Annotated in this window: 17 protein-coding genes; 7 read left to right on the forward strand and 10 right to left on the reverse strand. The window is 56.7% G+C overall.

The window, feature by feature from the left end:
- Positions 1–3: 3 nt before the first annotated feature.
- The 6 genes from glgP (K0B93_RS02585) to glgC form a co-directional block, all read right to left on the reverse strand.
- Positions 4–2,535 carry an alpha-glucan family phosphorylase gene (glgP, locus tag K0B93_RS02585; protein WP_219865685.1) on the reverse strand — a complete coding sequence of 844 codons (2,532 nt, stop codon included), beginning with the start codon at positions 2,533–2,535 and terminating at the stop codon, positions 4–6.
- A 27-nt stretch (positions 2,536–2,562) separates the two neighbouring features.
- A complete protein-coding gene (locus K0B93_RS02590) occupies positions 2,563–3,333 on the reverse strand; it encodes an SDR family NAD(P)-dependent oxidoreductase (RefSeq protein ID WP_219865686.1) in 771 nt (256 codons plus the stop codon).
- Between the two features lie 21 nt (positions 3,334–3,354).
- The gene (locus K0B93_RS02595; protein ID WP_219865687.1) at positions 3,355–3,717 is read right to left on the reverse strand and encodes a PilZ domain-containing protein; all 363 of its coding nucleotides are present in this window, start codon (positions 3,715–3,717) and stop codon (positions 3,355–3,357) included.
- 114 nt (positions 3,718–3,831) lie between these two features.
- A complete protein-coding gene (gene malQ, locus K0B93_RS02600; RefSeq protein WP_219865688.1) occupies positions 3,832–5,325 on the reverse strand; it encodes a 4-alpha-glucanotransferase in 1,494 nt (497 codons plus the stop codon).
- A complete protein-coding gene (locus K0B93_RS02605; protein ID WP_219865689.1) occupies positions 5,322–7,049 on the reverse strand; it encodes a glycoside hydrolase family 57 protein in 1,728 nt (575 codons plus the stop codon). The genes malQ and K0B93_RS02605 overlap by 4 nt, the downstream gene beginning before the upstream one ends.
- On the reverse strand, positions 7,039–8,304 hold the full coding sequence (glgC, locus tag K0B93_RS02610) for a glucose-1-phosphate adenylyltransferase (protein ID WP_219865690.1): 1,266 nt from the start codon (positions 8,302–8,304) through the stop codon (positions 7,039–7,041). Before glgC ends, K0B93_RS02605 begins: the two co-directional genes overlap by 11 nt.
- 197 nt (positions 8,305–8,501) lie before the next feature.
- Here glgC and glgB point away from each other — a divergent pair, with 197 nt between their 5' ends.
- The 3 genes from glgB to glgP (K0B93_RS02625) are packed head-to-tail and all read left to right on the forward strand — an operon-like array spanning position 8,502 to position 14,431.
- Positions 8,502–10,388 carry a 1,4-alpha-glucan branching protein GlgB gene (glgB, locus tag K0B93_RS02615; protein WP_219865691.1) on the forward strand — a complete coding sequence of 629 codons (1,887 nt, stop codon included), beginning with the start codon at positions 8,502–8,504 and terminating at the stop codon, positions 10,386–10,388.
- On the forward strand, positions 10,385–11,848 hold the full coding sequence (gene glgA / locus K0B93_RS02620; protein ID WP_219865692.1) for a glycogen synthase GlgA: 1,464 nt from the start codon (positions 10,385–10,387) through the stop codon (positions 11,846–11,848). Before glgB ends, glgA begins: the two co-directional genes overlap by 4 nt.
- A 30-nt stretch (positions 11,849–11,878) precedes the next feature.
- Positions 11,879–14,431, forward strand: coding sequence for an alpha-glucan family phosphorylase (gene glgP, locus K0B93_RS02625; protein ID WP_219865693.1), 2,553 nt, complete (start codon positions 11,879–11,881; stop codon positions 14,429–14,431).
- Positions 14,432–14,451: 20 nt separating this feature from the next.
- Here the strand turns inward: glgP (K0B93_RS02625) and K0B93_RS02630 are convergent, their stop codons facing one another.
- Together K0B93_RS02630 and K0B93_RS02635 are read right to left on the reverse strand one after the other, a co-directional pair.
- Complete coding sequence (locus tag K0B93_RS02630) at positions 14,452–15,111, reverse strand: alpha/beta hydrolase (protein WP_219865694.1); 660 nt, start codon at positions 15,109–15,111, stop codon at positions 14,452–14,454.
- Positions 15,112–15,164: 53 nt separating this feature from the next.
- Entirely contained in the window at positions 15,165–16,343 is a 1,179-nt protein-coding gene (locus K0B93_RS02635; RefSeq protein WP_219865947.1) for a 1-acyl-sn-glycerol-3-phosphate acyltransferase, read from the reverse strand.
- Positions 16,344–16,561: 218 nt separating this feature from the next.
- Between K0B93_RS02635 and recQ the strand changes: the two genes are divergently transcribed.
- On the forward strand, positions 16,562–18,430 hold the full coding sequence (recQ, locus tag K0B93_RS02640) for a DNA helicase RecQ (RefSeq protein ID WP_219865695.1): 1,869 nt from the start codon (positions 16,562–16,564) through the stop codon (positions 18,428–18,430).
- Positions 18,431–18,443: 13 nt separating this feature from the next.
- Here recQ and K0B93_RS02645 read toward each other — a convergent pair whose 3' ends face one another.
- On the reverse strand, positions 18,444–18,998 hold the full coding sequence (locus K0B93_RS02645; protein WP_219865696.1) for a YiiD C-terminal domain-containing protein: 555 nt from the start codon (positions 18,996–18,998) through the stop codon (positions 18,444–18,446).
- Between the two features lie 194 nt (positions 18,999–19,192).
- On the opposite strand from K0B93_RS02645, the gene K0B93_RS02650 reads away from it, so the two are divergent.
- Positions 19,193–20,092, forward strand: coding sequence for a hypothetical protein (locus tag K0B93_RS02650; protein ID WP_324123943.1), 900 nt, complete (start codon positions 19,193–19,195; stop codon positions 20,090–20,092).
- On the opposite strand, the gene K0B93_RS02655 is transcribed toward K0B93_RS02650, so the two are convergent.
- Entirely contained in the window at positions 20,089–21,975 is a 1,887-nt protein-coding gene (locus K0B93_RS02655; protein ID WP_219865697.1) for a methyl-accepting chemotaxis protein, read from the reverse strand. The genes K0B93_RS02650 and K0B93_RS02655 overlap by 4 nt on opposite strands.
- Positions 21,976–22,169: 194 nt before the next feature.
- Between K0B93_RS02655 and K0B93_RS02660 the strand changes: the two genes are divergently transcribed.
- Positions 22,170–23,690, forward strand: a complete 1,521-nt coding sequence (locus K0B93_RS02660; protein ID WP_219865698.1) for a GNAT family N-acetyltransferase — start codon at positions 22,170–22,172, stop codon at positions 23,688–23,690.
- Between the two features lie 171 nt (positions 23,691–23,861).
- Complete coding sequence (locus tag K0B93_RS02665; RefSeq protein WP_219865699.1) at positions 23,862–24,260, forward strand: hypothetical protein; 399 nt, start codon at positions 23,862–23,864, stop codon at positions 24,258–24,260.
- Positions 24,261–24,281 lie beyond the last annotated feature (21 nt).

Below are 24,281 nucleotides of genomic sequence, written 5' to 3' on the forward strand. Positions count from 1 at the left end.
ATCCTAGTTTCGCCAGAGCACTGCAGTATTCTCAAGCGGCAGATTCAGGCGCTCATCCCGTAGCCGTATCCTTGGCGTGTAGTGCCCTTCCGGTCGCGCTGGTACCGAACATTCGTAGGAATAGCCGTGTTCGGAACCAACCTGGGGGTGGTTCATGGTCATCATGTGGGTTTCTCTCGGGCCGAATTCCGAGGCTTCGGCAACAAGCTCAACCGCCACGAGCTGTTCCGGTATTCCATCCAGATAAACGTCCACGAAAAAGGTCTGTTCGTCGTTCGATTGCCTGGCTTCGACCGACGTGAACCGAAGTCTCCGCCACATCTGGGACACGTCCCGGTAGGTCTCAACCATGTCCCGGGCCGACGTGGGATTACGTCGGTTTCCCAGCTCCACCATGGGCAGGTAGAAGCTTTCGACGTATTCGCGCACCATCCGGTTCGCCGAATAGGTTGCAGTCAGACCGTTCATGCTCGATCGGATGCGCTCAATCCAGCGCCCGGGATGGCCGTTGGCGTCGAGTTGGTAAAACTCCGGGATAATCTCTTTCTCCAGTAACTCATAGAGTTCGAGGGCATCTGAATGGTCGTGTGAATTAGAGGTGCTCAACTCTTCGAACGTAGCGCCCGGGCGAATCGCCCAGCCGACCGAGTCATTCCATGCCTCGGCCCACCATCCATCGTATTGGGAGAGATTCAGGCCGCCATTGACCAACACTTTCATACCGCTGGTGCCACACGCCTCCCAGGGATGGCGGGGGCAGTTGAGCCAGACATCCACGCCCTGGATCAGTTGAGCCGCCACCCCGAGATCGTAATCCTCAATAAAAACCACCTTGCCTTCGGCTCCAGGCAACCATGAGAAAGCTTTCCAGCGCCGAATCAGATCCTTACCACATTCGTCCTTTGGATGCGCCTTCCCCGCAAGGACAATCTGCAGCGGGTGATCCCGGTTGTTCAACAAAGCCAGGAGTCGGTCCGGATCTGACAACAGTAAATCCGGTCGTTTGTACTCCGTGAATCGACGGGCGAAACCAAGGGTCAGCGTTTCGTTATCCAGCAAAAGGCCGCAGGCGGCATCGGGATTGTTGCCCGGGGTATGTTCGCAGTGCTGGCTGGCTAGCCGTTGCCGAAGATAATGAACCAGACGGCGGCGTTGGGCCTGCCGCATGCTCAGCAGGTCCGAATCGGGAATGTCGCTTAATGGGCACGAACTTGGCAGTGGCCGACGCCAGCGTTCCTGACCACACGCCTTGGTCCAGAGTGCGTCGGATTCCAGCGAATCCCAGCTAGGCGTGTGGATGCCATTGGTGACGGATTCGACCGGAATGTCGCACGCCGGCCAGCGGGGAAAAAAAGGCTGGAGGAGCGTCTGGGTAACTTTTCGGTGCATATTGCTGACGCCATTGATTCGCCCACACATGTTGAGTGCAAGCAACGCCATGTTTATGGACGCCTCATCACCCGCCCGCAGAGAGTGCTCTCCGCTGCTGCTCCCCAGGCCCATCAGCTGATCCATCGTGAAGCCATACTCGTTCATCCACGGTGTGAGATACAGACGGATCAGGCCGGGCGGGAAATGGTCGAAGCCCGCCGCTACCGAGGTGTGGGTGGTGAACAGGTTTGTTGCACGGGTCGCCAGACGGGCCGTCTCAAAATCGGTGGCGTGTTCGTTTTGCCAATCCAGGGCACGCTCGAGCAATGCAAACGCGCAGTGGCCTTCATTGATGTGGCAAATCGAGGGCGTGATTTCCAGTTGCCGCAACAGTTTCCAGCCTCCGATTCCCAACACTATCTCCTGCTGGAGACGTTTCTCGGAGTTGCTGCTGTACAGTTCACTTGTGATACCCCGGTCCCCCGGTTCATTGCGGGGATCATTGCTATCCAGGAGCAGCAGATCGCAATGACCCACGCGGGCCTTCCAGGCGCGCAGCCGGACTTGCCGACCCGGGAACGGTATGATGACCCTCACCCACTGCTCGTCGTCATTGGTAAGCGGTGTGAGCGGTAACATGCTGGGATCGTTGTAGGGGTAGAATTCCAGTTGCTGCCCTTCAGCCGTTACCGATTGCCGAAAGTAACCCTGCTGGTATAGAAGACCAACCGCCGTTACCGGCACACCCAGGTCGCTGGCCGCCTTGAGATAATCCCCGGCAAGCACGCCGAGCCCTCCGGAATACAGGGGCAGTGACTCGCTCAGGCCGTACTCCATACAGAAAAAGGCGACACCTTTGTCCAGCCGGCCCTGATATTCGTCCGAATACCAGGTACTGGTCCGCTCAAATTGGCGATGTGCCTCAACCTGTCGTTGGTAAAGTGCGAGGAAGGTCTCGTCGTTGGACAACGTATCCAGCCACTCACCGGACACGCTGTTGAGGACAAGCCAGGCATTGTGGGTGGCCTTCCACGTTTCCTCATCAATAGCACGCCACAGGCTGTCACTGCCGTGATGCCAACTCCACCTGAGGTCCAGGGCGAGGCTCGAAAGTTCCGTTAGCCCCTCGGGGATATGTCGTGGGTTGTAGGCTGCAATGGTCACAGGGGCGTCTCGGACTGAAGAGTTAAATCAGTGGGCGGTATACCCGCCGTCAATCACCAGTTCGCTGCCCGTCATAAAACGGGACTCGTCCGAAGCCAGATAAACAATGCCCCATGCGATGTCATCGGGCTCGCCCATGTGGCCGAGAGGATGCAATGCTGCAGTGGCGCGTTTTGCCTCCTCAAGATCTTCCCCGGTGGATTTCAGATGGCCCTCGACCATCGGGGTCCAGATAAACCCGGGGTGAATGGAGTTAGCTCGAATTCGGTCCGGGGCGTACAACATGGCATCGGTCTTGGTCATCAGTCGCACCGCCCCCTTCGAGGCATGGTAAGGCGGCACGTCGGGTGCGCTAATCAGGCCGTAAATCGAAGACAGATTGATAATGCTGCCCTCGCCCGCCTTTTTCATGTGAGGAATGGCGTGCTTGGTACAGAAAAACACGCCTTTCACATTCACGTTCTGGACGCTATCCCACTCTTCTTCCGTTAGTTCGTGGGTGGGCTTGTTAGGGCCGGCGATGCCGGCATTATTAACCAGCACGTTCAGTGAGCCGAAATGATCGGCAACGCCATCGAGGGCTTCCTTGACCTGCTGCTCACGGCTGACATCGCAGTGCCAATAGGCTACATCAAGGCCTTTGCTGACGAGATTTCGAGCCAGCGACTCACCTTCGTCGTCCAGGCAATCGAGGATGGCAACGCTTGCCTCCTCTTCGGCCATACGCCTCACGGCTGCTGCACCAATACCATGAGACCCACCCGTAACCGCGGCTACCTTGCCCTCGAGCCTTTTCATGACGGTCCTCCTTGAAAGCGATCAATACACTTGGCTTTGTCGAACGGGAAAATATTCCACCGATCGGTGGTGCTGGCCGAGCCAATGGAGCAGCGAGGAGATGGTAAACGTATCGTTCTCCACGCCGTCAAAGTCCACACCGAGACCCTTGTCAGATATCCTTACAACGTGGGCCTTCAGTCTCCGGAAATGCCGCTCTTCCCGTTCTGGAAACCGGAATTCAATCTCAAGTGTCTGGTTCAGTTGAACATCGGAATAATCGGTCGCGATAAAAAGCCCCCGTTTGGAAGCATCCCGGATCTGCCCGGTCGCAACCGGCATGCCCCTTTTATAGACAAGCAATCCGAGTTTCCCAGGTACGCGCTTACTGAGTCTGTGTTCCATGAATCCTCCCCTGATGACTCAATGAATAACGGCAGTACTTTGGACAGTTATTGAACAGTTTATATCCAACTTTTTTCATCCACATTTTGATGTTGGTCAAAAACCATCCAGCAGTCATGTTAATCTTCCGTATAGTCCTGCAAGCTCCCGGGTACTGCCCGCGAGGCCGGGCGGAACCTCTCTCCAGTCCAGTTTCCACAACCAGTTGTTTTCTATGGTGCCGGGTGTGTTGAAGCGCGCCTCGGAACCCAGTCCGAGCAGATCCTGCATGGGAACAATGGCAAGCCAGGACACCGAGCGAAAAGCCGCCTGGATTACCGGCCATGGCATGTGTTCACCGCTGGTTCCAAGATAGTGGTTTACGTAATGACGGGTGTGTTCATCCAACCCCCTGTACCAGCCAAGTGTCGTATCGTTGTCGTGGGTCCCGGTGTACACCAGATTGTTTCGTTCGTGGTTGTGGGTCAGATGGGGATTTTGGGGATTGCCGTCGAATCCGAACTGAAGAACAGTCATCCCTGGCAAATGAAATGTTCGTCGGAGCTGCTCGACCTCTTCACTGATTATGCCAAGATTCTCCGCCACCAGCGGAAGCTCGGGAAATGCTCGGAAACAGGCGTCGAGGAAGTTGCGGCCGGGGCCCGCGACCCAATATCCGTATCTCGGATTGGAGTCTTGAGCCGGAATCTCCCAGTAGGCTTCAAGCCCGCGGAAATGATCAATTCGGATAAGGTCGAAAAGATGGCGTTGGCTATCGAGTCTCTGTAGCCACCAGTTGTACCCTTCTTCGGACATCGCGTCCCAGTCGAACAAGGGGTTTCCCCAATGCTGTCCATCGGGAGAGAAATAATCCGGCGGGACGCCCGCAACCACCGTTGACCGGCCCTGGTTATCGAGTTTGAACAGATGCCGGTTGGCCCAGACATCGGCGCTATCGTGGGCAACGAAGATCGGAATATCTCCGAACATCCGGATATCCCGTTCGTGGGCGTAACGCCGAATAGCCTGCCATTGCTGATCAAACATGAACTGCTCAAAGCACACCCGCTGTATCGTGGGAGCAGCATTTTCGGCAAAGGCCCGAAGCGACGTGGTGTCTCGGTCCCGCAGTTCGGTTGGCCACTCCAACCAGTTCAGGCCGGGATTCCGCTCCCGTATGGCGGTGAACAACGAGAAATCATCCAGCCAGTGATCGTTGGCTGCCCGGTAGTCCAGGTAATGTCGGTAAGTTACGTTTTCCGGTTCATCCCTTGCCTGATCGAAGAATCTTTGCGCCGCGAGTTCAAAACAGGGGCGGCGGCCGGTCACCTGAGCTGCCTGGGCAAGTTCACTCTGCTCCAGCAGTCCCAGAGGAATGAGCTCGCTCAAATCCACAAAGTCGGGACTTCCTGCATGTGCGGACAACGACTGGTAGGGAGACAGATCGGCATGGGTCGGGCCTATGGGCAGGGTTTGCCAGACGCGAATCCCGGCGCTTGCAAGGAAATCCAGGAAATCCCGGGCACTTTGCCCAAGCACGCCCCATTCGCCCGGCAAACACGTGGGGTGCAGCAGGACGCCTGCCTTCCGTGTGCCCAGCAGGTCCGCGCCGGTTGCGTGTTCAGTCATGCGTTGTCATTCCGGTCGTGCCCCGGGCGCATGGTGCCACCGCGCTCGGGCGCGCCACTGCCCTGACTTAACTGCTGGAAGACGGAGGCCGGTGCCGGGTACCCAATCAGGTCATACAGGTTAACCAGATGTTTTCGATACAGGTGCTCAAAATCACTGACGATCTGGGCAGGATTGTAATCCCCGAACCACCAGAACCAGTCCGAGCCCTCGCAGATCGCAAGCTGTAATTGTGCGGCCTCCTTCTGCTCGGCATTGAGACTTCCATTGTCCATTAACCGGTCATAATGGCACTTTGCCTCACACAGAAGCTCCCATGCGCGGTTCTTGTCCGGATCTCCTATCCAGGTTGAAAAGGTTCCGTATATCCAGCTGCCGGCAACCAGGTGAGGCAAGGTGACGGTCTTGCTGACCGGGTCCGCAACGAGATCCCGGTAGGTGGTGAGTCGCAGTGCCGGGTGGTTCTCTAACACCTCATAGAGTTCGTCCAGAAAGTGGAAACCGTTTTCCGGATAGTATTCCCAGGCGTTTTCACCATCCAGAATGACGGAAATAACGGAACGCGACTCCGGGTTTCCCTGGGCGGCAATGTTTTCCATGTGATGGACCAGATCGCCCACGGCATCACTGGCATGCCAATCGGCGTAGGTGAATCCAATAAGGTCGGAAAGCCCGTCATCCCGGAAAAAAACCGTCGCCGAAGTGTCCCCAAACCGATAGGGCCTGTGAATGCCGGCGTCCGGCACGGAACTGTCAGCCGTCCTCGCGTGGTGGATGCTGTTCCGGATCACTGAATCACCGCTGGCTGTCCAGCTGAACCCGTGTGCATCAAGATATGCCAGGGTGGCCTGGCTCAGACCTCCCTCGGAAGCCCAGCACCCGGTTGGCTCAACACTGAAAAACCGGCGGAACACCCGCTTGGCCTGCTCGAGCTGCCAGGCCACGCGCAGGTCACCACCCGGGTAGCGTTCAAACGCGGGCAACACGATCTCGGGCATGGCCTCGCGGGCGGAGGCAAGCTCGATCAAAAGCGGCAACATGCTGTGAGTGTACGGGCTGACCGATAGCTCAACCTGCCCTATCTGAGCCAGATGGCGGTAACGGGGGCCTATGCCGGCCAGGATTTCGAAAATGACCTCCATCAGGGCACAGCGGTCGTCCCATGAAAACTGCCCCCCCTTTTCCTGGAGACTCTGGACACAATGGTTTTCGCGCCTAATGGTCTCCCCCATCCAGCCTAGGTGATACCAGACCAGCAAATCCGTCAGCAGCATGGGTGACATATACCGCTGTATCGCTGGTTTCTTCCGATACAAGCCGGCAAGTTCAGCAAGTCGCGCGTAGGCGGGGAAGCGGTTGATGATCCGATCCTGATTGGCCCGGAGGCACTTTTCCATCAGGTCGAGAAACCCCGGGCTCCCTGGCTCCGGCAAGGTTTCCGCCACCAGCGCAGCGAGCAGCGGATCTCCGATCTCACCGGCGCCATGGCGCCAGCGCTCAATGTGCACAAGGTAGGTTTCGATCTGTTCCAGCAGAATCGGCGCAAAGTTAACCACAGCCCGGGCGTTCGGATGGGCTTCCAGATGCGCCGCCATGTCGCTGTAGTCCTTGATGGTGTGCAGATAAACCCAGGGAAACTGGAACTGTCCGGTCTGACAGTCCTGATACCCCGGCTGGTGCATGTGCCAGAAAAGCACCACAGGGGTCCGGCTGTCAGAGTCCATGGGGATAGTCCTGCCCGAGCAACTCGGGCGTTATCAGTACGACGCCTTTTGGCGACACGTAAAATCGCTTGCGGTCTTTTGCTTCGTCGAATCCCACCTCGGTACCGTCGGGAATCCGGCAGCCACGATCAATCAACGCCTTCCGAATACGGCAATGCCGGCCAATCTCGACGTCCGGGAAAATGACGGAATCCCCGATCTCACTGTAGGAGTGCACCTTCACCTGCGAAAACAGCAGCGAGTTACTGACCGTGGCCCCCGAGACGATACAGCCACCAGCGACCATCGAATCCACGGCGGTTCCACGCCGGTTTTCATCATTGAAGACAAACTTGGCGGGCGGCAGCTGCTCCTGGTAGGTCCAGATCGGCCATTGGGAATCGTAAAGGTTCAGTTCCGGACTGACGCCAATCAACTCAAGGTTTGCCTGCCACAGCGCATCCACGGTTCCAACATCCCGCCAATAGGCCTCCTTGTTCTGGATCGGATCCCGGAATGGAAATGCCATCACCTTCAGCCGCTCGATAACCGACGGAATGATGTCTTTGCCGAAATCGTGGGAGGAAGAACTTTCCCTCCGATGATCGCGCATCAACTCCTCGAACAGAACCTTCGTGCTGAACACATAGATCCCCATCGAGGCCAGCGCCTTTCCTGGCTGGCCGGACAGAGCCTTGGGGCACTCCGGTTTTTCAGCGAACTCAACGATTCGCATGTCGTCATCGACCGCCATCACACCGAATGCGGAGGCTTCTTCCAACGGGACTTCGATGCATCCGACCGTTATGTCTGCCTCGCTCTCGACGTGGGCGGCCAGCATGGTGCCGTAATCCATCTTGTAGACATGGTCTCCGGCCAGAATGAGCACATATTCGGGTTTGTGGCTGCGGATGATGTCCAGGTTCTGGAGTACTGCATCGGCGGTTCCCTCGTACCAGGAGGTCTCAATCCTCTGTTGCGCCGGCAGCAGTTCCACAAATTCATCCAGCTCGGCGCGCATAAACCCCCAGCCGCGCTGAATGTGCCGGATCAGGGAATGGGACTTGTACTGGGTAATAACGCCAACCTGCCCTATGCCGGAGTTGATGCAGTTGGACAGGGGAAAATCAATGATGCGGAATTTGCCGCCAAAGGGCACAGCCGGTTTGGCACGCCATTTGGTGAGATCGTGAAGACGAGAGCCTCTTCCTCCGGCAAGCACCAGTGCGAGGGTTTGCCGAGTGAGACGACTTACATAACGCTTGGCCGTTTGCATAACTGCTTCCCTGAAAACCTTTTGGTTTTCCGTCGCGATGCCGGTCTCCGGTGGACACGGGGCCGGCACAATTTTGACGAGCATATTAAGATTAGAACAGTATCACTGAATTATGACGTAGAATTGTTGCAGGTCATTTTTTGTCCACCTGCCATAACGTCCAATGGAACTTCCCTTGTCAGGAACGAGCGTGGTCTATGGAAAGCCCCACCCTGAGTGAGTTTGATCTGCACCTGTTCAGTGAAGGACGGCATTGGCACATCTACAACGTGCTGGGAGCCCACCTATGTTCATCCAAAGGGGGTGAGGGTGTTCGGTTTGCCGTCTGGGCCCCTCAGGCAAAAGCCGTCAGTGTCATTGGCGATTTTAACGCCTGGGAGGCGGGACGGGATGAGATGGCCTCCATTGGCGATTCCGGTGTCTGGTCCTGTTTTATCCCCGACGTGAAGCCGGGCGCGTTTTATCGCTTTTGCATTACCAGTGCGAACGGACAAAAGCTGGAGAAAATTGACCCCTACGGTCAGGCGTTTGAGATGCGTCCGGCCAACGCGGCCGTCGTGGTTGAGCGGGGCCACTTTGCCTGGCAGGACGGAGACTGGCTGGCCCGTCGCAGCCACTGGAACTGGCAGGAAGCGCCAATTTCAGTTTACGAGTTGCACGCGGCATCCTGGCGACACCATGGCTCCGGGCGATGGCTCACCTATCGGGAACTGGCTGACCAGCTCATTCCCTACGTTCTGGAGATGGGCTTTACCCACATCGAGCTGCTGCCTGTTACCGAGCACCCACTAGATGAATCCTGGGGTTACCAGACCACCGGTTACTATGCTCCGACCAGTCGATTTGGTAGTCCTGATGACCTGCGTTATCTGATCGACAGTTGCCATCAGAAAGGTATCGGGGTGATTCTGGACTGGGTGCCAGGTCACTTTCCCACCGATGAGCACGCCCTGGCCCGTTTCGATGGCAGCGCCCTGTACGAACATGAGGACCCTCGCAAGGGCAAGCACCAGGACTGGGGCACGCTGATCTACAACTACGGACGCCATGAAGTTCGGAACTTCCTGATCGGCAGTGCCCTGTTCTGGCTGGACACCTTTCATATCGACGGCCTCCGGGTGGACGCCGTTGCCTCCATGCTGTACCTCAATTACTCCCGTAAAGAGGGAGATTGGGTTCCGAATGTACACGGCGGCCATGAGAATCTGGAGGCCATCGAGTTTCTTCGGGAGCTTAATCAAGTTTGTCAGCAACGTTTTCCGGGGACGTTGGTTATTGCGGAAGAATCCACGTCCTGGCCGGGTGTAACCCGTCCGGTCGAACTTGGCGGCCTCGGCTTCAACCTCAAATGGAACATGGGATGGATGCACGACACGCTCGATTACCTGCGCCAGGATCCGGTGTTTCGCCAGTACCACCACGACAAGCTTACCTTTGGTCTGATTTACGCGTTTTCCGAAAACTTCCTCCTTCCGTTATCCCACGACGAAGTGGTGCATGGGAAAGGCAGTCTTCTGAACAAGATGCCGGGAGACGACTGGCAGAAACTGGCCTCCCTGCGGCTTCTGTTCACCTACATGTTCACCTATCCAGGCGCGAAACTGTTGTTCATGGGGGGCGAGTTTGGCCAGTTCCGGGAGTGGAGCGAGGCCCGGGAACTGGACTGGGATTTAATTTCCCGGCCCGAGCACAACGGTATCAGGAACCTGGTGCGTGACCTCAACCGCCTATACTGCCAGGATCCCTCGCTGCACCTCCGGGGATTCGAATCGGCCGGCTTTGAATGGATCGATTGTCACGATTCCTCGCAATCGGTAATCAGCTATCTGAGACAGTCCCCCCACAACCGCACAGTGGTGGTGGTGAATTTCACTCCGGTGCCTCGCTACCACTACCGAATTGGCGTCCCGGAGGCCGGTCCCTGGCAAGAGATCCTGAACTCCGATTCCGAATACTATGGCGGCAGCAACGTGGGTAACCCGCTACCGATAACCGCGGAGGATGTTCCCTGGATGAACCGGGACTGGTCTCTTGAACTGACCCTGCCCCCGCTGGCTGCCGTGATATTGAGGCCAGCCGGATGACTCGGGTTCTGTTTGCGACGAGTGAAGTCTATCCACTGGTCAAGACTGGCGGACTCGCCGATGTTTCAGCCAGCCTGCCTGAGGCTTTGTGTCGGCTGGGATATGACGTCAACATCCTGCTTCCCGGCTATCCCTCTGCGATGGCTGCGGCGAGCAGAACCGGTACCAGCCCCCTCGCCCAGTTTTCGATTGACGGCTTCAAGGTCACTCTCGTTGAAAGCCGTTTGCCGGGAACCGCAGTCACTATCTGGTTGGTCGATTGTCCCCAATTGTTCGGGCGCGAAGGTAACCCCTATCAGAATGACCAAGGCGAGGACTGGCCGGACAACGCCCAGCGCTTCAAACTGTTTGCAGAAGTCGGTGCCAGAATCGCCATGGGCCAGGCCGGACTGGCCTGGTGCCCGGAGATTGTTCACTGTAATGACTGGCAAAGCGCGCTCTTACCGGTCTTCCTCCAGGCCTACCCGGAACGCCCCGGAACGGTTTTTACCATACACAACCTTGCCTACCAGGGTCTTTTTCCCCAAACAACCTTTGCGGCTCTCGGCCTGCCGGAGACGTTATGGCGTTACGATCAGTTGGAATTTCATGGCCAGCTATCTTTTATCAAGGGCGGTCTGGTTTTCAGTGACCGGATAACGACGGTAAGCCCCGGCTATGCCGAGGAGATCCAGACGCCCGAGCTGGGGTACGGACTCGATGGACTGCTTCGTTATCGCCGTCCGCAGCTTTCCGGCATCCTCAATGGCATTGATACCCGAACCTGGAATCCGGAAGACGATCAATATCTTGATCGCCACTACGGTCGGGACCATCTAAAGAACAAACGCCTGTGCCAGACGGCTTTGTTGCAGACCATGGGTCTCGCGGCCAATGGTGCCGCCCTACTCGGATTCATTGGCAGGCTGGTCGAACAAAAAGGCCTGGATTGGCTATTAAGCGTCATGCCCCCGTTACTGGAACGCGGGTGTCAGTTTGCAATTTTGGGCTCAGGGGAGGCGCGATTTGAGGCGCCACTCAAGGAGCTCGCCCGGAAATGGCCGGCTCACGTCTCCCTGAAGATCGGCTATGACGAGGCTCTGGCGCACCGGATAACCGCCGGCTGTGATCTGTTTCTGATGCCTTCCCGGTTTGAGCCCTGTGGTCTGAACCAGATGTACAGCCTGAGGTACGGCACCATTCCTGTCGTCCATGCGGTGGGCGGGCTTCGGGATACCGTCTTCGATCCCGCTGACACCGGAATTGATCACGCCAATGGCTTCTGTTTCAAATCGCCGGACCCGGTCAGCTTTCTGGAAGCGGTAGAACGGGCACTGGATTGTCACAAGAACCGGAAAGCCTGGCGCAGGCTTCAGGAAAACGGCATGGCAGGTGACTACTCCTGGACGCAAAGTGCCGTGCATTACGGCGAGCTCTATCAAGGAATACTTGCTGAACGACAGACCCCGATCAAGACGTAGCGGGAAGGTTTCCAAAAGGAGGCATTCATCATGAATAAGGCTACCGAATTCCGGCTGGAGGCCCGACCAAGGGTCCCCGAAGTACTTGAACGACTGGAGGAATTGGCCAACAACCTTTTCTACAGCTGGGATCATGGGGTTCGAAATCTGTTTGCCCGGATCGACCTCCCGCTCTGGCAGAAAGTGGAACACAACCCCAAGCTGTTTCTCCGTCGGGTAGCCCAGGAGCGTCTCGATGAGGCTGCCGAGGATCGAGCTTTTCTCTCTGAATATCGCCGTATTTTAGGAAGTTATGATGCATACCTGGAATCAGAGTCAGGTCCGGAAGTCGATGAAATTCTGAGCAGGGATACCGAACTTGTCGCCTATTTCTGCGCGGAATTCGGTTTCCATGAAAGCTTCCCGATCTACTCCGGTGGCCTTGGCATTCTTGCGGGCGACCACTGCAAGGCAGCAAGCGATCTCGGATTGCCGTTTGTCGCGGTCGGCCTCCTGTACCAGCAGGGGTATTTCATACAGACCATCGACCCCCAGGGCCAACAGGTTGCCCGCTACCAGTCTCATTTCAGCGATGAGTTACCCATATCGGCGGTAGAGCTGAATGGCGAGCCGCTCAAGGTCGCGGTGCCTTTCCCGGATCGGAATGTCGTGGCCCAGGTCTGGAAGGCTCAGGTCGGCCACATCGACCTTTACCTGCTCGATACCCATACCCACGAAAACAATGCGGAAGACCGCGAACTGACCCTTCGGCTCTACGGTGGCGACGAGTCCACCCGCATCAGTCAGGAAATGCTTCTCGGCATCGGCGGCACGCGGGTTCTTGATGCCCTCGGTCTGGCGCCCACAGTCTGGCACATCAACGAGGGCCACGCGGCCTTTCAGATCCTGGAACGGTGCCGGCAACTGATGGCCGGTGGCCTGGATTTCGAAGCAGCACTAGAGGCAGTGGCAGCGGCAACACTGTTCACGACTCATACACCTGTGGCCGCCGGGCACGATATCTTCAGCCGGGATCTCCTGCTCTATGCCCTGGGAGCCTACCTGGATGAATCCGGTCTTGATTTTGAAAAGGTGTTTGCCCTCGGGTCCAAGAATGGCGACGAAAGCTTCAACATGACCAGCCTTGGGCTTCGTGGATCAAGATTTCACAACGGCGTGAGCCGGATCCATGGCTCGGTGGCCTCAGACATGGAAGGAGATGTCTGGCCCCAGATTCCGGCCGAAGAAAACCCGATTGGATACATCACCAACGGCGTGCATGTACCAACCTTCCTGGCCCCCGAGTGGGCCAGCCTGTTCGATATTCAGGCCCCAACCTGGCGAAGCGAATTGCGCGATCGGGATTTCTGGGAGTTTGTTGAGCGAATACCGGATTATCACTACTGGAGTGTCCACAAGGCCCTGAAGCAGCAAATGGGGGAATTCGTGGTCAACCAGCTCCAGCGCCAGCACGTCCGCAATGGCACCGGCCATTCGGTAACAGACCGCATGACGCGGCAGCTTATATCCTTCGATAAGGATACCCTCGTGATCGGTTTTGCGCGCCGATTCGCCACCTACAAACGTGCTACGCTGATTTTTTCCGACCTCGCGCGATTGGAACGTATCCTGACCGACCGCGACCACCCGGTGGTTCTGGTCTTTGCGGGCAAGGCCCATCCAAAAGACAAGCCCGGGCAACACCTGATCAAGGTGATTCATGATCTCTCCATGCAGGCGTCGCTCATGGGCCACGTCATATTGCTGGAAGACTATGACCAGGCCATGGCCCGGCACCTGTTGAGCGGCGTTGACGTCTGGCTCAACACGCCGGAATACCCGAAAGAAGCAAGTGGTACCTCCGGGGAAAAAGCCGCGCTTAACGGCGCATTGAACCTGAGTGTCCTGGATGGATGGTGGGGCGAAGGCTATGACGGCGAGAATGGCTGGGCGATTACGCCCCGCAACCTGGACCTCGATGCCGAGTTCCGGAATGAGGAGGAAGCCCGGGATCTTCTGGACCTGCTGGAGTTCGAAATTGTCCCGCTCTACTACAATCGCGCCTCCCAGGGTTACTCCAAGGGTTGGGTAAAGCGTTCAAAGGCGTCGATGAAAACCATCACCCCACGTTTCAACAGCCAGCGGATGGTGATGGACTATGTCGAGCGCTATTACTCGCACGCCTCCATGCAGGGCAAGAAAATGCTTGAGGATGATGCGGCGATTGCCAGGGAACTCGGCGTCTGGAAACAGCGGGTGCGAGAGGCCTGGCCGGGAGTGAGCCTCAATGTCCAGGGGTGCGTGGAGAGTCGCTGCGCCTTCGACGAAACCATAGAGCTCCGGGTTGAGGCTAACCTGAATGGCTTGGCGGCCGGCGATGTCAGGGTGGAGTGCTTGGTGACCCCACAATGCGTTGGTAGCTACCAGCGGTCTGGCGACAACCGGGTTCTGCTCAAAGAAGAGAGTGACCAGGACGGGAAAACCGTGTTCTCAGCCCAGATCGCGCCGCCCTACCCGGGCTTGCAAACACTGAGACTGAGAATGTACCCCTATCATGACGCCCTCACCCATCCTCTGGAGATGGGCGCCTTGCTATGGATCTGAATGCTTCAAGCCCGGTCTGGTCAGAGCGCGTGCCGTCGGATGAAGCGGCCAATATCAAGAACTTCTTCCAGGCAGACACTGTGTTCCATCGGGAAGGTCTGATAGGCAGGGTCATAGCCCATTTCCTTCAGGGTCTCGACGCTTTGCACACCCAGGGATTCGGGTACCATCGGGTCGAACGTGCCGTGGTAAACGCTGATCGGCGTTTCTGCGTTGGCTGCTGACGGTTTGATGGTTTTTGCGGTCGCGAAATAGGTGGATAACGCCAGTATGCCGGCAAGGCGTTTGGGGTAGGTCAGCCCAAGCTCGTAGGCAACGGCACCGCCCTGGGAAAAGCCGGCGATAATGATCTTTTCTGCCGGAATACCCCGTTCGATCTCGCGATCAATCAGTTTTCCCACCGCGGCGGCGGATTCCATCAACTGGTCGGTATCCACGACCCGGTCGATGTCCATTGCCTTGATGTCGTACCAGGCTGGCATAGTCACGCCGCCGTTAATGGTGACCGGGATATTGCGGGCATGGGGGAAAATGAAACGAACCGCAGCACCCTCCGGTAAGCCCAGTTCCGGAACCACCGGCTCAAAATCGTGGCCACTTGCTCCCAGCCCGTGCAGCCAAATAACCGCGGCTGTCGGTTCGGAACCCGTTTCCACTTCAATATACTCAAGATCCTGCACTCAACACCTCGTTGACGTCGACAAATGAATCACCGGAGTTTTTCCGGGCGGCGTTAGTCTGAATTCGCTTCCAGTGCGGTCACCACTGGATTGGCGTACATGTCCAGCAGGTACGGGCGTATCGCCGGGTCGCACGCTTCCAGGCGGCGCTCCATCTCGGCTTCAGCCGCTTCCAGTTCTGCCGGCGACCACGCTTCAGCCGTGACCACCGTTTCGCTCACATTCTCCTGCGTCGCATGGGAATCCGGGTGCACGCCGCGCATCTCATAGGCGGCGAGGTTCGAGGCGTGCAAATGATAATGGGCATGCATCTCCTCATCGATCCGTTTGGCCAGATCCCTGGGGTTGTCCGGTGAATCATGGATGGGCGCGCCAAAATGCACGTGAACATGCCCTTTGAACCCGGTAAGCCCCTTCATGATCTGGCTGGTGTCTTCACCTTCTGCTTTGGTGTACTTCCCGGTCCGGGCGCGGGTTTCCAGCTCCCGAGCCTTGTCCTCGTCGCAGGGATCGTACTCGTAGGCAATTGACACGGGCACGATGTGCAGCCGGTTCATTGCCTCGGCAAAGCTAAGCCCGCTTTTCTTGCGGCTCATATAGAACATCTTGATGATGGCGGGATCGGTGAAATCAAGACCATCCTTGGCACGCCCCTCGCGCTGTGCGATCCAGATGCTGTTGTTGGTATCGATGCTGTGGTTGATGAAACCAGACAACGTCATGTAGGCGTCCCGCATCTCCCGGGGACTGGTCATATTGCGACGCACAACAAAGCTCTTGTTGAGCCGCATCATTTCGGCAAAAACACGGTTGGCAAGGAGGTTGTCCCCGATCGCGATTCTCGTGGTGTGGAAACCGTGCCGGAAGAGTTCAAAATTCACCACCATCGGGTCGAACACAATATCCCGGTGGTTAGAGATAAACAGGTGGGAACTGTTCTTGTCCAGGTTTTCCAGCCCGCTGGCGGTGACGCGACTGGTGGTACCGTCGACCAGTTCACCCACGTATTCGGAAAGTCGGGCCTGGAGATCGTCAACGCGATTGAACTGGCCAAAATGGCTGATCAGCCAGCGGCGGATAAATACCCGCAATACCGCCGGTGCCCATCTGGCAATGGTCGGCGACTTGAAACGCCCGATCATATCCAGAAAATCCGGATCGTTAACCAGGCGCCGGATAGCCGGACCGGTCTCTTCGTCCGAATAAGGACGGATGGCATCAAATTCCTGCATGGAAGCCCTGTTATTGTCAGTTTCTGTCACAGATATCCGCTGAACCGTGGTTCAAAAGGGCAGTATTGTAGCGTTTCTCGGGTCACTTTGCCTCCATAGCTGTACCTGTCGGTTTCGCCATCACCGGTCAGGAATCTGGTATGATTTGCGGCCTCTGCCGAGGCAGTCATTCCATCCCTGCAATCCTACCGGCCTCATGCCGGAAAACCGGTTACCTTATGCACTTTGAACAGGATTTTGAACAGCTGACCACCGAACGACCGACTGTATCCAGCCAGGATCCGGAGCAGGTTCTTCACGAAGTGTTCGGTTATGAAGCCTTCCGCCCCCTGCAAGGTGACATTATCCGGGAAGTGGTCAGCGGCAACGATGCGCTGGTGCTCATGCCCACCGGTGGCGGTAAGTCCCTGTGCTACCAGGTACCGGCACTGGTTCGCCCGGGCACAGCCATCGTGATCTCGCCCCTGATTGCCCTGATGCAGGACCAGGTTGCCGCCCTCCGGGAGCTGGGCGTAAAAGCCGCTTTCCTCAATTCCACAATGGATTTCGAGCAGGCTCGCGCGACCGAATATGCGCTGATGACCGGAGAACTGGATCTGCTCTACTGTGCACCAGAACGTCTGATCCAGCCCCGCACCATCGAACTGCTGCATAACGCATCCATCTCACTGTTTGCCATTGATGAGGCCCACTGTGTCTCCCAATGGGGTCATGATTTTCGATCCGATTATCTTCAGCTCAGCATGCTGGCAGGCGAGTTCCCGGGCATTCCCCGCATTGCCCTGACGGCCACGGCGGATGAACGAACCCGCAAGGAAATCGCCGAGCGCCTCACGCTGACCGAAGCCCGGCACTTCGTGAGCGGCTTCGATCGACCGAACATCCAGTATCGGATCGCCCCGAAAACCAACGCAAACAAACAGTTATTGGACTTCATTAAATCAGAACATGAAGGTGAGTGTGGCATCGTCTATTGCCTTTCCCGCAACAAGGTGGACGCAACCGCCAAAATGCTGGCGGATAAGGGGTACACGGCTCTTCCCTATCACGCCGGCCTTCCTGCAGACGACCGGGCACGGCATCAGGAACGGTTTCTACGGGAAGACGGTGTCATCATTGTTGCCACCATCGCATTTGGCATGGGTATCGATAAGCCTGATGTCCGCTTCGTCGCCCACCTTGATTTACCGAAAAGTCTGGAGGCTTATTATCAGGAAACCGGCCGGGCCGGACGGGATGGCAAGCCCTCCACCGCCTGGATGGTCTATGGTCTCCAGGACGTGATCAAGTTGCGTCAAATGCTGGAAGCGTCCCAGGGCAACGACCACTTCAAGCGGGTGGAGCGGCAAAAGCTCGATGCCATGTTAGGCTTATGTGAGGTAACCCGTTGCCGGCGTCAGGTCCTGTTACGCTACTTTGGCGATGTCCTGGATGAGCCCTGCGGCAATTGCGATACCTGCCTGAACCCACCAGAAACCTGGGACGGCACCGTAGCCGTCCAAAAGGCACTTTCCTGCGTCTTCCGGACCGGCCAGCGCTTCGGGGTTACCTATCTCATCGACGTACTCCGTGGCTCCGAAAACGAGCGAATCCTGCAGTCCGGCCATCACGAAGTGTCGACTTTTGGCATTGGTACGGAACTGTCCACCAATGAGTGGAAATCGGTCTTTCGTCAGCTTGTCGCCAACGGTTATCTGCGCGCCGATCCGGAGGGCTACGGTGCCCTGCAGTTGACTGAACAGTGCCGCCCTCTGCTCAAAGGTGAACATCAGGTTGAGCTGCGGAAAGATCCGGAGGTGAAAAAGACAGCATCCCGGTCCTCTGGAACCCGGGGCGGTTCGGCGGTGCGGGATCAGATTACCGACGACCACGGCTGGGAAGTCTTGCGCGCCTGTCGCAAGGAACTGGCGGAAAAGAAGGGGGTGCCGCCCTACGTGATTTTCCACGACACCACGCTTTTTGACATGCTTGAGCGAAAGCCCCGCTCCCTTGAAGAGCTGGCTGAGGTCAGCGGTGTTGGGGCCGCCAAACTTGAAAAGTACGGGGCTATTTTCCTCGAGGCGATTGCCGGCCTGGACCGGAAGTGACGCCAGAGCCTGTTCAGTCTGTTGGCTTGAAACCCTGCTTCCGCACCCGGTAATGGGCGATGGAGGTGGCGACGTGATTCCCCTCCTGATCGTGCAACTGCCCTTCCAGGGAGAACTTCGCGCGGCCGGTGTTGTCCGCGTCCGTCAGGATTTCTTCCACGGTTTCCGGGGGCAATGAAAATTCAACGGTCACGTCGGAGTTGGCCGGCTGCAGAAACTGCAGGGTCATCTCTTTCAGAATCGGCGTGTACGACGGGCCAAGATCAAACAGGGTAAGAACGCCTCCCGGGATTTCGGCGACCAGAAAATAAGCGCCGGCGTAAAGACTGCCAAAGTGGTTCTTGTTCCCCTTTAGCCGGATTTTCGCTTTCACGTAGCCCGGCCTCAACTCCTCGACGCCGAACCGGTTCCGGGTAGCGAAGGGGATCGACATCCCGATAATCCTGTTGACCGCTGAATAACCACCCGTCTTGCGCAACCACGCCAATGGGCTTGCAAGGGTGGCGTTGGAGTCCGAGTTCGCGACCCATTTTCCGGTCGCGCCAATGAGGTTATCGATGAGTGCCATAATATTGCTCTTCTTGTCTTCTGAGGATGGGCCTGATCATCACAATGGCCGCGTCAGTTCGCAACATAGTTTTACATTTTTTTGAAATTTTCGACCTTTTTTCATCAGGTTCTGATCTAAAGTAAAGACGTTTTATTATCTTTTAGGCCGGTCAAACCGGTGTATGTTCCGCCCCTGGAGAAGGAATTCTGGTTTTGGGACGAGCTTCCGCAATCACGCTAGTGGCAATGCTGCTGTGCCCCGTTTCCTGGGCAGGAGCCGCCGCTCCGTTCGAGTCAACCCGCGATTACATCCTGTGGTACCGCAATTTCGACAGTCCCGCCATCAACGCGCTGGTCAACCTGGCCCTGCGTAAGACACCGGAATATGGATCCTTTCGGCTGGTCAGAAGCCAGGATCTCAGCCAGGGTCGGGTTCTGCGGGAACTGAGTCGGAGCCGGTCACGGCTGGTGGATATTGCCAATGTCGCGACATCCAGGGAACGGGAACGCTTTTTGGCCGCTGTCCCCATCCCCATCGATGGGGGGCTGCTGGGCTTTCGTGTCTGCGTGGTGCGCCCGGAGCATTTGCCCCTGTTCAGGGAGATTCGCACGCTCGAGGATCTTGAAGAGTCGGGTATCCGCATTGGACAGGGCACCCATTGGCCGGATACTGAAGTACTGCGGGCCAACAACATTGAGGTCGTCACCCACACCCGGTATGAAATCCTGTTTTCAATGCTTCGAAATGATCGATTTGAATGTTTCGCCAGGGGCGCCAGCGAAGTTTTGTATGACCTGGAGGTTGAGGCCGATCCAAACCTGGTGATTGAACCGGACATTCTGTTGGCCTACGCCATGCCTTCGTACCTGTTTGTGGCTCCGGAGGACAAACAGACTGCCCACCGACTGCAACTCGGCATGGAACGAGCCATTCTGGACGGCAGTTTTGCGGAGTTTCTGAGAACCTATTACGGGCGCGCCGTACAGGAACTGGACCTGCACCACCGCCGTATTCTGGTGCTGGAGAATCCCTACCTCAGTGAGGAGTCAGGGAATGTCGGGCGGCAGACACTGGAGTCCCTGCGTCACCGCCTCGACATATTGAGCCGCTAGACCCGGAAACGTGAGGCGTTCTGATTGAGGGTATGACCAATGCTCTCGATCTGCCCACTGTATACGTCGTTCTCAGTCGCCGCTGCCGCAGCCTCCTGTCCTTGATCAGCAATTCGAGTGATCGACGAATTCAGTTCCTCGGTCACCGACGTCTGTTCTTCCGAGGCTGTGGCAATCTGAGAGGTCATCTGGTTGATCGAGGTGATCGCTGCTGCAATCCGGTTCAGCGAATCCATCGCATCCTCGGCTTTCTCCATACTGACGTTGGATACGGCCGTAGAGGCCTTCATAACGCTGACTGCGTCATTGGCCCCTTTCTGCAGTCGCTCTATCATATCGTTGATTTCTTCGGTGCTGGCCTGGGTTCTCTGGGCCAGGTTCCGGACTTCATCGGCAACAACGGCGAAGCCTCGACCCGCTTCCCCTGCGCGGGCCGCTTCGATGGCTGCGTTCAGCGCCAGCAGGTTGGTCTGCTCAGCAATCCCCTGAATCACTTCAAGTACCGAGGTGATGGACGTAACGTCCTTGCCCAGCGTATTGATAACGTCCGCGGCGGCATTGATCTCCCGGGCCAGTTTCTGCACCGCATCCCGGGACGCCCCGACGGTTTCCAGGGAGGCACGACTGTCGTTATCTGCTGTATTCGCCGCGTCCGCGGTCTGTTGGGCATTCTGCGCAATTTCACCGGCCGCTGCCGACATCTCATTGATTGCCGTCGCAACCATATCAATTTCCACTTGCTGCTGTTCCACGCTGGAACGGCTGTTGCTGGCGGTGTCCCGCAGTGATCGAACGTTACTGCCCAGTTCTTCGCTTCCCTGCTGAACATCGCGCACCACCGTCTGGATATTTTCCACGAAGCGGTTAAAGCTCTCTGCCAACTGGCCAAACTCGTCCCGGGCGCTGACTTCCAGTCGCTGTGTCAGGTCCGCATCACCGGTGCCGATGTCGGCCATGGCACCGTTCAGCCGACGGAGCGGCGACATCAACAGCTTGATACCGATATGCAGCACCACCAGTGACATCAGCAAACCAATTACGGCGATTACCAGCCCAGTCATGCGCGCGCTCTGCACCGGCGCACTGATTTTATCCTGATTCACAAAGGTGCCCAGATACCAGTCCACGCCTCGGGCATCGCTGATGGGATAGAAACTCGCACTCCACGAAGCCTCACCGGCCTCGTATCCATGGGGCCTGCCATCCATCACCGGCTTGGTGCCGATCAGTGTTTTGATGTTCTTGCCGATCAGCGCTTCGTCCGGGTGAAACAGCACCACCCCTTGGGCATTGATCAAGGCCGCGTAACCTGTGTCCGCGAGCGTTACCGTTTCCAGCGTCTTTTCGATGGCTCCGAGCCCGATATCCGCACCGGCAACTCCCTTATAGGCGCCCCGCTTTACTGGTGCCAGGGTCGAAATGATGGTGTCATTGGTGCTGGCGTCCCGGTAGGGTTCGGTGAACGAAGCACGGCCAAGGCTCATGGCTTTCCTGTACCAGGGCCGAACCCGCGGATCGTAGTCGGCCGGAAGTGTGGCGTTGGCTTCCTCGGACTTCATCAGCATGAAACCATCGGCACGGCCAACATAGACGTCCCGGAATCCCCCTCCGGTGGTGATGGCCTGAAGTACCGTTCTGGCCTGCTCATCCGTATCCACCCGCTCCAGGGCTTGGGCGGTTGATTCGGTCATCTTCAGCCGGGTATTAAGCCAATCGGCGATACTCGACGTACTCTGGGCAACCGCGTCGTCGATCAATGCATCGACGTAGGTAGAAGTGGTTTTCTGCAGTCGCAGGTCGCCCGAGAGCGTGAAGGCGGCCATTACAAGCAAAAGCAGCACACTGAAGGCGGTAAGCAGCTTTTGACCAAAAGTCAGGTTCAAAGTGGAATCCTCTGGGAAAATCATTAAGTCACAATACTGAAAGCGCGGGAACATACGCTTTCTCGAAATAAATATCCGTTAAGTGATGTTTCGGCCTGTTATGCGAACTCTTTAACAGCATCTGATAAACTTCTGAAATATGTCGCCGGTTACGTAACTACCTCTACTTCTCAACCCAACGGGAGCCGAACTGAATGGCCCACGAAGAACTGCACCTGAATCTCCGGAATCTGACGCTGGACGACTACGATCAACTTCAGATCCTGATGGACCGTATTTACGATGACATCGGAGGTGCATGGCCAAAGGAGACGATCAAGGCATTGGTGGAACAGTTCCCCGATGGACAGATCTGCATCGAGGATAATGGTCACCTGATCGCGGTCGCCCTCACCGTCTGCGTCAAGTATGAGCGGTTCAGCAATCCGCACACCTACGACGATCTCATCCTCCGCAACGAGAAGATCTGGCACAACGCCAATGGGGACTCCCTGTACGGACTTGATGTGTTCATCCATCCGGAATATCGCGGTTACCGTCTCGGACGGCGGCTCTATGAGGCACGGAAAGAGCTTTGCCGCTCCATGAATCTCCGAGCCATTCTTGCCGGTGGTCGTATCCCCAGCTACCACAAGTACGCGGACCAGTACACGCCGGCGGAATACATCCATCGGGTAGACCGCAAGGAAATTTACGACCCGATACTGAGCTTCCAGCTCTCCAACGATTTCCAGGTCACGCGGCTGATGCACAAGTACCTGCCGGAGGATGAGAAATCCCTCGGCTACGCGACGCTGCTGGAATGGCGCAACATCCTCTACACGCCCCCGTCTTCGGTCCTGAACGTCAAGAAAACTCAGGTGCGTCTCGGCGCTGTGCAATGGCAGATGCGCGAATTCACCTCAGTAGAGGAAGTGCTCAAGCAGGTCGAGTACTTTGTCGATGCCCTCTCGGATTACAAGAGCGACTTCGCTCTGTTCCCCGAGTTTTTCAATGCGCCGCTCATGGGCCTTACTGATCAAATGGACCAGACCCGGGCCATTCGTTTCCTGGCCGGCTTCACCGAGCAGTTCCGGGATGAAATGTCCGAGATGGCAGTGAGTTACAACATCAACATCATTACCGGATCCATGCCGCTCCTGGAAAACGACCGTGTCTACAACGTGTCTTACCTGTGCCACCGGGACGGACGGGTTGATGAACAACGCAAGATCCATATCACACCACACGAACGCCGGGACTGGGTTATCGAAGGAGGTAGCGATTTTGAGGTGTTCGAGACCGATGCCGGTCGCGTCGCGATCATGATCTGCTATGACATCGAGTTCCCGGAACTCGGCCGGATTGCCTCCTGTGAAGACGTCGATATCATCATGGTTCCGTTCTGGACAGACACCAAGAACGGCTACCTTCGCGTCCGGCATTGTGCCCAGGCGCGGGCCATCGAAAATGAATGTTACGTTGTCATCACAGGCAGTGTCGGCAACCTGCCGAAGGTTGAGAACCTGGACGTCCAATACGCCCAGTCATCCGTATTCTCTCCCTCGGATTTCGCCTTCCCCCACGATGCGGTGATGGCTGAAACGACCCCGAACACGGAAATGATCATGTTCTCAGATATGGATCTCGAAAAACTCAAGTTGGTGCGTAACGAAGGCTCCGTCACCAATCTGAAAGATCGGCGCGTGGACATGTATGAGCTAAAAAAGAAGTAGTGCCGGCCGATACACTCAGGCAGGGACTTTACGCACTGCCTGAGAGCTACCACGTAGGGCACTGATGGCGTTGCCAAACAACCAATCAGTGTCTATTGTTTAGACAATATCCTGCTCACCGTCCGTATGGTGAGCCGCAGTGGATACGGAAATTCGCCAGAGTAAATCTTGATGAATGAATCTTTACCAGACCTAATCGCGCAATTTCGAGTCAGGCAGGGCCTGTTCCGTAAGGAACTGGTTGAAGCGGCCCTCTATGAACTGGACGCGTATGGGTGTGTGATGAAAACCGACAAGGTCTTCAATCCTGGCGATACCATTGCTCTGGATCTGGTAATGGATATGCCCTTCGACGAAATTCGAGCCGAAGGCGTTACCGGGCTCGTGACTGAGCGTAGAAAACACTGCAGCAACTTCTTCTACTCCGTTGATTTTGTTGAGCTTGATTCTGAGAAAGATTCCCCCCTTGCGGAAAAGCTCCGCCGGATACGGGAAGTGCTTTCAAAGAAGCAGTCTCTTAAATCACGACGTTCCCCAGGGCCTCTCTCCGGTTTCCGGCAATTGGCCTGATTCTGTTCGACTGTTCGTCCC

Origin of the sequence: Marinobacter sp. F4218, assembly GCF_019443085.1 — a bacterium.
GTDB classification, from domain to species: domain Bacteria; phylum Pseudomonadota; class Gammaproteobacteria; order Pseudomonadales; family Oleiphilaceae; genus Marinobacter; species Marinobacter albus.